Origin of the sequence: Microcystis sp. M169S2 (assembly GCF_020245865.1) — a bacterium.
Taxonomy (GTDB): domain Bacteria; phylum Cyanobacteriota; class Cyanobacteriia; order Cyanobacteriales; family Microcystaceae; genus Microcystis; species Microcystis ichthyoblabe_A.
On sequence record NZ_JADBUB010000159.1, the window covers coordinates 1 to 6,734 of the forward strand.

Sequence of the window (6,734 nt, forward strand, 5' to 3'; positions counted from 1 at the left end):
AGTTATCAGTTATCAGTTATCAGTTATCAGTTATCAGTTATCAGTTATCAGTTATCAGTTATCAGTTATCAGTTATCAGTTATCAGTTATCAGTTATCAGTTATCAGTTATCAGTTATCAGTTATCAGTTATCAGTCGAACGCTTTTATTCTCCCCCCGCAACGCGCACGAAGTGGTCTCCCTACTTCCCCACCACCCCACTTCATAATTCATAATTCATAATTCATAATTCCCACTTCCGATTTCCTGTTTTCTGACCGTTAAATTTAATTGGGGTTCCCCGATCGAGGTTCAATTCTGCCAAAGGCGGCTATACTCAGCTTATCATCGTCGATCTGCAATTGGAGAAGGCGGGCGATAATTCCTTGTTTCTCGAAGTTTTTTAAATCTAACTGGGTGGATATACCCTCGGCAAACCCCTTGAGAAGGCGCGAGGAGATGCGACGACCATTAAGAGTGGCTGTGGGGTCAATAAGCTCGATTTTTCGCCCCTGCACTAGCTTAAATCCCACTTCTAAGCTAATATCGAGGCTGGCTGCTGGTTCGTCTGGCCTTTGGGTCTCCAGCTGCAGTCTGAGAGCAACTCGATTATTATTAAGAAAGTTAAAATTTGCTTGACTAAGTTGATATTTTGTGCTACCAAATTCTCCCCTAGAGGGAATCAGATTATTAATCAGGGTCTGAATTTGTTCTTTGACCGCTGGCGATTGTAAAGCTTGATTAACATTAGTTTCCGTGAGGACAAGATGCAATGCCCCCGCAGCTGGTCGGCGCAAGGCGGCGGCTAAACTGCTGTTTTTTTGCTGTAATTGCCGCAAATCGAGGCTAATTGGCTCAGTTTCTAGCTCGATCTTCTGAATGCGAACACCAGCAAGGGGATAAATTCCCCGTGCAGAAATGCGAACTCGATCGATTTTGCCTTGCAGAGCCTGATAATTGGGAGTATTATCGACCCTCACGGCTAATTGTTCCACTTTTTGGACTTGGGAGCGAAGGGTATGAGCTAAAACCGTATCAATAATTGCCCCTGCGGGAGTTAACAGGGTCAAAACACTAGCGAGAGTGATTGTTAGCCATTCCATCGCCCAATTACACCCATTCAGCTAAATTTTGCCAAGCATTAGTCAAAAGCTGACTTAACCAACGTCGTTGCACTTGATCTAAAACCTGGTCTTCTGCGAGAATTTCTTCAGTCAGATCATCGAGAGATTGACCCTGAGCGCGGGCCATTCTAATAATTCCCGCAATCACGGCAGCGATCATCTCCTCATCGACGGGACGCTGTCGGAGGGCGGCAATTTCTTCGGGGGTAGTCGGGATGGGATAATTCATAATCAGATGGGGTAGGCTGTGTATTAATCTGGGTATGTAAAGTTTTTTAAACTTTTTTCAGAAAACTTTTTGTGTAGTCTAGCGTAATCAGACGATTTTTGGGTTTAACAGCTAAATCAAGATGAAAGAAATACTTTACAGAGAAATTCCGACTCCTGACTCGATCGCCGTTTGTCAGTGGTTACAATCCGATTGGCAACCCGCAAATGGTGTTAAGACAAATACACCTAACGGGGTGAGATTGCGCTTATCGGAGGCGATCGAATTATCGATTTTTGTCTGGACGCTGCAACGGACTACTTATTTAAAAGTTTTCCGCTGGGGTGAGCGATCGCATAATCAAGAAACATCCCTAACTCGGCAGATCGATCGAGCTTTACAAAAGCGTTTCCCGCCGCAGTATAACACGATACCAAATATCGATCAAAAAAATCACTCAATTTTTACAGATTTAGAAGCGGACTATCCCCTAACGGTTCACTACTTCCGCAAAATGCCCCAAGGGGAGGCAGATTTAGAACGCTTGTACTGGTGGGAAAAACGTTGGCGCGACAGTGCCAAAAATCCCCAACAACCGCAGCCAGTAATTTTCTCTAGCAGTGAGGAAAATGATCATCCCATCACCTACGACTTAATTTATATTGGTGGTGCCTTGGGGGCAATTCATGCGGCACAGATGGCCAAATTAGGTTATCGAGTCCTCTTAGTAGAAAGACTACCTTTCGGACGGATGAATCGGGAATGGAATATCTCTCGATCGGAGTTTCAAAGTTTAATTAATTTAGGTCTATTTACGGACGAAGAATTCGAGGAATTAATCTTCCAAGAATACATCGATGGCTTTAATAAGTTTTTTGATGGCAATAATCCCCCCCATCTGAAAGCCAAAATTCTCCATACTCCCACGGTTTTAAATATCGCCATTAATTCTGATAAATTGCTGCAATCCTGCGCTAAAAAAATACAGGATCATGGCGGTAAAATTCTCGATCAAACGGAATTTATCAAGGCTGATATTACCGCCAATAGTGTTACTGTCAACCTTAATCATGGTGGAGAAATTCAACAAATAAAAGGCCGTTTATTGATTGATGCCATGGGTTCCGCCTCCCCCATTGCTTGGCAATTAAACGGAGTGCGTGCCTTTGATAGTGTCTGTCCGACAGTGGGGGCAGTAGTAGAAGGATTCGATCCGGTGGTGTGGGATTCTCACTATGGCGATGTCTTAAATTCCCATGGCGATATTTCTAAAGGCAGACAACTAATTTGGGAATTATTTCCGGGGGAAGGAAAAGAATTAACTTTCTATCTATTTCACTATCATCAAGTCCATCCCGATAACCCCGGTTCTCTGTTGGAAATGTACGAAGATTTCTTTACTATTCTGCCCGAATATCGACAGTGTGATCCAGAAAAATTAACTTGGAAAAAACCCACCTTTGGTTATATACCGGGGCATTTTAGCACAGGAAAAAAAGATCGAATTGTCTCCTTTAATCGCATTTTAGCCATCGGTGATGCCGCCTCCCTGCAATCACCCTTAATTTTTACTGGTTTCGGTTCTTTGGTGCGTAATTTAGAGCGCTTAACCCATCTTTTGGATACGGCATTAAAACACGATTTACTAACAGCTAAAGACCTAGAAAATGTGCGGGCTTATCAAAGTAATGTGGCAGTAACTTGGTTATTTTCTAAAGGAATGATGGTTCCCACGGGAAAAACTTTACCACCCCAAAGAATTAACGCCATGTTAAACACATTTTTCGGTTTATTGGCCGACGAACCGCCGGAGGTTTCTGAAACCTTTATTAAGGATAAAACCGATTGGTTGACCTTTAGCCGTTTAGCAATTAAAGCGGCCAGAAAAAACCCCACTTTACTGTTATGGATAGCAGAAATGGCCGGGAGTAAGGATTTAATACGTTGGTTGGGTTCCTATCTCGATTTTAGCCTTGATGGAGTCAAAAATCTGCTTTTTGGTTCCTGGTTTCCTCAATGGTTAGAAAACTCCCAAAGCTGGCTAGAAAAAGACAATCCCCGCCTCTGGTTAAAGTTATTGAGTTTTAATTATGGCTTAAGAAATTAGAGAATATTTATCAATTGACGCTCCCATCACCCTAGGCGCGTTAGAAGTCAAAGTAGATGAATTGTTTAAGAAGTTAACCCCCCCCAGAGGGTTGCTTCTCTAACAGGATTTACCCTAATCCTTACTGAATACAATTTAATTTGGTTTCACTAATATCTTGGCGAATAAATTTCTCGGTTCTAGAAAAAACTAGGTTAAACCAGCGAAAAATTATTCCTACCGGCAGTTGAGCGGGTGGCGAGATTTTCGGGACATTTTCGATGACAGGAGAAGATATGACGATGGTTACTTTCGCCATGGCACGGGTGAAGCAAGATTTAGATCAGCAATTAAAAAAAGGATATCTATCCGAGACGATCTCAATCGAACGTATTTATCCAACCCTAGAGAAAGCGATCGAGGCGTTTCATCATCGTAACTCACCCCCATCATCCGAGCCTCAATATTGACACTTTCACCGCTCATTCCTAGACAATCTAGGGGTAAATTCTCGGTTGACAGACCTAAACTAATACTACCAAATCATTACCCAAAAAAATAAACAGAAAACTTCCTACAGAACTGGGGAAAGGGGAAAATTTTCACCTTTAACCCGGAATAGTTCCCCCTTTTCCCGACAAAAGAGTGAGATTTTAGCCCCTGGCTGAAGGCTGACCATTAGATAAAATTTTGTTAAGATTATCCCGCCAGCAATTTTTGAGCAAGATATAATCGGAACAGTAGAGCTGCCATTGGGCTAAAAGTTAAGCAAATTTAAGAGATAGCCATTTCAGAAAAAATCTATCATCGATGAGATTGATCTTCCCTAGATAAGAAACGAGTGAAGATTAATTGTTGAACCGAGCATCAGAAGCTATCTCTAAAGGGGGAAATGTTAGAAAGTTATCCCAGAAGGGGAACCATCACTATTGACTTATCTATTTCCTATTGCTTGTATTCATTTAGTCATCTAACAGCAAGGGATGTAATCTCATTCAGGGGAAAAAGTCGCTATGAACCACCAAATAGAAACCCCGATCCGCTCACCTTCTCAAGCTCGATTCCGTTCACGGGAAGAACGCATCCAGATCGGTAAATCCCTGCGGGAGCGATTGCCGCGTTCTAGCCACGCTATCTGGCAACCCCCCGCAGCTGGTCGAGAGCCGATCGAAATCATCGAAGCATCAAATCGGGGGCGATTACAGGAATTGATTCCCATCCGCTACGGACGAATGTTGCGGAGTCCCTTTACCTTCCTGCGCGGTTCCGCTGCCTTGATGGCCTACGATCTGGCCACCACTCCCAAAACTGACATTATCGTGCAGGCCTGCGGAGATTGCCACCTCTTGAACTTCGGATTTTTTGCCACCCCCGAACGCAATTTAGTCTTCGATATTAACGATTTCGACGAAACCCTGCCCGCGCCTTGGGAATGGGATCTCAAGCGTCTCGTGGTCAGTTTTGTCATCGCCGGCAGGGATAGCGATCTATCCGAGCGAGAATCGAAGGCAGCGGCGATCGATTGCGCTCGTTCCTATCGAGAACACCTGCGGGAATATTCTCGCCTCAGTCCCTTAGAGGTATGGTACACGCGCATAGGAGCAGAACAGGCGATCGAGATGGCTCCCGACGAAAAGACGCGGAAGTTGCGGGAACAGATGATGGCAAAAGCCCGCGAGCGCATCATCGAACATCTCTACCCCAAGATCGTCACCCAAACCGGCGGACGCAATCGCTTTGTCGATCAGCCGCCTATTCTCTACCATGTCAACGAACCGGATTGGGAGACTCTCGTGCGCGAGGGTCTGGAAGATTATCGCCAATCCCTGCCGGAGGAACGCCGGGTCCTGTTCGATCGCTACCAGTTAGAGGACTTTGCCCTGAAAGTGGTGGGCATTGGCAGTGTCGGCACCAGATGTTATATCGCCCTATTGTTCTCGGAAGATAACCATCCCCTCATCCTACAAGTTAAGGAAGCTTGCCCTTCGGTTCTTGAACCCTATACCACCAAGAGCCAGTACGAAAATCAGGGACAACGGGTAGTTACAGGCCAGAGATTGATGCAATCCTCTAGCGACATATTTTTAGGCTGGACCCGGGGAAGAGGGGGCAACAACTTCTATTTACGGCAACTGCGGGATATGAAGTTTTCCCTACCCATTGAGGGAGTATCGGCCGTCCAACTGCAACGCTACGCCGAGTTCTGCGGCTGGACTCTGGCCCGCGCCCACGCTAAATCTGGAGACGCGGCCACTATTAGCGGTTATTTGGGGAAAGGAGATCAGTTCGATCTAGCCCTGGGCGAATTTGCGATCGCTTATGCCGATCAGACAGAACGAGATCACGCCGCTTTGGTAGATGCAGTCAAAACAGGACGGGTCGAGGCTTTGGTGGAAGAAAATTTATAGGGTTAAGCTCTCAGCTATCAGTCTGTTATTTTTCGACCTTAGATTAGGGGCGCGAGCTTTGCGCCCCCACATGGCAGCTGGTATGATACCAAATCCGTTTTTAATAGTCCGATTAACTCTCAAGTTATGGATTTTTTCTCCCTGCTCCGGCCCTCCCCACTCTCCTATACTTTTTAAACAGGATTTAGTATTATTGCTCAGTAGGTCAGATTTGCTCACAGAAAATAGGGGTTATCTCTACAAAATGCTCTAGAAAAAGGATGATGGTATGTGATATAATTTGCTCTTGCTTTCATCTACATATTTAAGTGATTTTGTCAAGAAAATGAGCGAATTAAAATCCCAAATCACAGCTATTGATCATCAACTTTCCAAACGCCCGATCGCTCTCGATCCCGCAGGATATTTTATTATTTATCTCGACCGAGAAGCAGGGTTAATCTGTGCCAAACATTACAGCAATATTATCAACGAAAAAGGTTTAGCCGTCGATCCAGAAACGGGAAAAGTTATCGGTGTTAGGCAAAAACTTGATCGCAATCCTGAGACTATTTACACCGCTAGGACTGCCAAAGAATTAGCCGTCAAAGTGATCGAAGAAACCCAACCTTGTCCGATTACTATGTTCGATCATGCTGCTTATTTAGGTCGAGAATTCACCCGCGCTGAATACGCTTTAATCACCGGGGAAGAATATATTCAGGATTAAAGATTGGGCTTTTCAGTGTTGCCAAAGGCACGGCGTAGCCGTCCAGTAAACAGTAAACAGGGATAAAGATGAAGATAAATATAGTTATTTCAAATAAGAACGAGACACTAGGCGACACAATAAGTACGAATAATTTCATCAAGGGGTGTCCCCACAGGAGCATACATTCTTGCCCTCTTTAATGCACTAAAATCATGTTCGATATCATTTAAGTCAGGAG

Annotated in this window: 7 protein-coding genes and 2 pseudogenes; 5 read left to right on the plus strand and 4 right to left on the minus strand. The window is 44.4% G+C overall.

The genetic code is table 11. From position 1 onward, the window contains the following. Positions 1–215, plus strand: a pseudogene (locus IM485_RS15915) (hypothetical protein); the annotation flags it as partial. A gap of 51 nt (positions 216–266) precedes the next feature. Here the strand turns inward: IM485_RS15915 and IM485_RS15920 are convergent. Together IM485_RS15920 and IM485_RS15925 are read right to left on the minus strand one after the other, a co-directional pair. Beyond that, on the minus strand, positions 267–1,082 hold the full coding sequence (locus IM485_RS15920; protein ID WP_104396857.1) for an LmeA family phospholipid-binding protein: 816 nt from the start codon (positions 1,080–1,082) through the stop codon (positions 267–269). Positions 1,083–1,089: 7 nt separating this feature from the next. Beyond that, positions 1,090–1,332 carry a hypothetical protein gene (locus tag IM485_RS15925; protein ID WP_104396856.1) on the minus strand — a complete coding sequence of 81 codons (243 nt, stop codon included), beginning with the start codon at positions 1,330–1,332 and terminating at the stop codon, positions 1,090–1,092. A 121-nt stretch (positions 1,333–1,453) separates the two neighbouring features. Between IM485_RS15925 and IM485_RS15930 the strand changes: the two genes are divergently transcribed. Next, complete coding sequence (locus tag IM485_RS15930) at positions 1,454–3,418, plus strand: FAD-dependent monooxygenase family protein (protein ID WP_287744282.1); 1,965 nt, start codon at positions 1,454–1,456, stop codon at positions 3,416–3,418. Between the two features lie 121 nt (positions 3,419–3,539). On the opposite strand, the gene IM485_RS15935 is transcribed toward IM485_RS15930, so the two are convergent. Further along, positions 3,540–3,716, minus strand: a complete 177-nt coding sequence (locus IM485_RS15935; RefSeq protein WP_287744285.1) for a hypothetical protein — start codon at positions 3,714–3,716, stop codon at positions 3,540–3,542. Here IM485_RS15935 and IM485_RS15940 point away from each other — a divergent pair. The 3 genes from IM485_RS15940 (at position 3,700) to IM485_RS15950 (ending at position 6,514) form a co-directional block, all read left to right on the plus strand. Beyond that, positions 3,700–3,867 (plus strand): sulfate transporter, encoded by a 168-nt coding sequence (locus IM485_RS15940; protein ID WP_287744287.1) that lies wholly within the window; start codon positions 3,700–3,702, stop codon positions 3,865–3,867. The two genes, IM485_RS15935 and IM485_RS15940, sit on opposite strands and share 17 nt — an antisense overlap. 543 nt (positions 3,868–4,410) lie before the next feature. Further along, entirely contained in the window at positions 4,411–5,805 is a 1,395-nt protein-coding gene (locus IM485_RS15945; protein WP_104396854.1) for a DUF2252 domain-containing protein, read from the plus strand. A gap of 325 nt (positions 5,806–6,130) precedes the next feature. Beyond that, positions 6,131–6,514 (plus strand): DUF4346 domain-containing protein, encoded by a 384-nt coding sequence (locus tag IM485_RS15950; RefSeq protein ID WP_002747361.1) that lies wholly within the window; start codon positions 6,131–6,133, stop codon positions 6,512–6,514. A gap of 107 nt (positions 6,515–6,621) precedes the next feature. On the opposite strand, the pseudogene IM485_RS15955 reads toward IM485_RS15950, so the two are convergent. Beyond that, positions 6,622–6,734 (minus strand): annotated as a pseudogene (locus IM485_RS15955) (IS630 family transposase); the annotation flags it as partial.

What these genes read in the sequence shown, in the direction of transcription:
- IM485_RS15920 (WP_104396857.1), bottom strand. Translation starts at nt 1,082, where the DNA reads ATGGAATGGCTAACAATCACTCTCGCTAGTGTTTTGACCCTGTTAACT.
- IM485_RS15925 (WP_104396856.1), bottom strand. Translation starts at nt 1,332, where the DNA reads ATGAATTATCCCATCCCGACTACCCCCGAAGAAATTGCCGCCCTCCGA.
- IM485_RS15930 (WP_287744282.1), top strand. Translation starts at nt 1,454, where the DNA reads ATGAAAGAAATACTTTACAGAGAAATTCCGACTCCTGACTCGATCGCC.
- IM485_RS15940 (WP_287744287.1), top strand. Translation starts at nt 3,700, where the DNA reads ATGGTTACTTTCGCCATGGCACGGGTGAAGCAAGATTTAGATCAGCAA.
- IM485_RS15935 (WP_287744285.1), bottom strand. Translation starts at nt 3,716, where the DNA reads ATGGCGAAAGTAACCATCGTCATATCTTCTCCTGTCATCGAAAATGTC.
- IM485_RS15945 (WP_104396854.1), top strand. Translation starts at nt 4,411, where the DNA reads ATGAACCACCAAATAGAAACCCCGATCCGCTCACCTTCTCAAGCTCGA.
- IM485_RS15950 (WP_002747361.1), top strand. Translation starts at nt 6,131, where the DNA reads ATGAGCGAATTAAAATCCCAAATCACAGCTATTGATCATCAACTTTCC.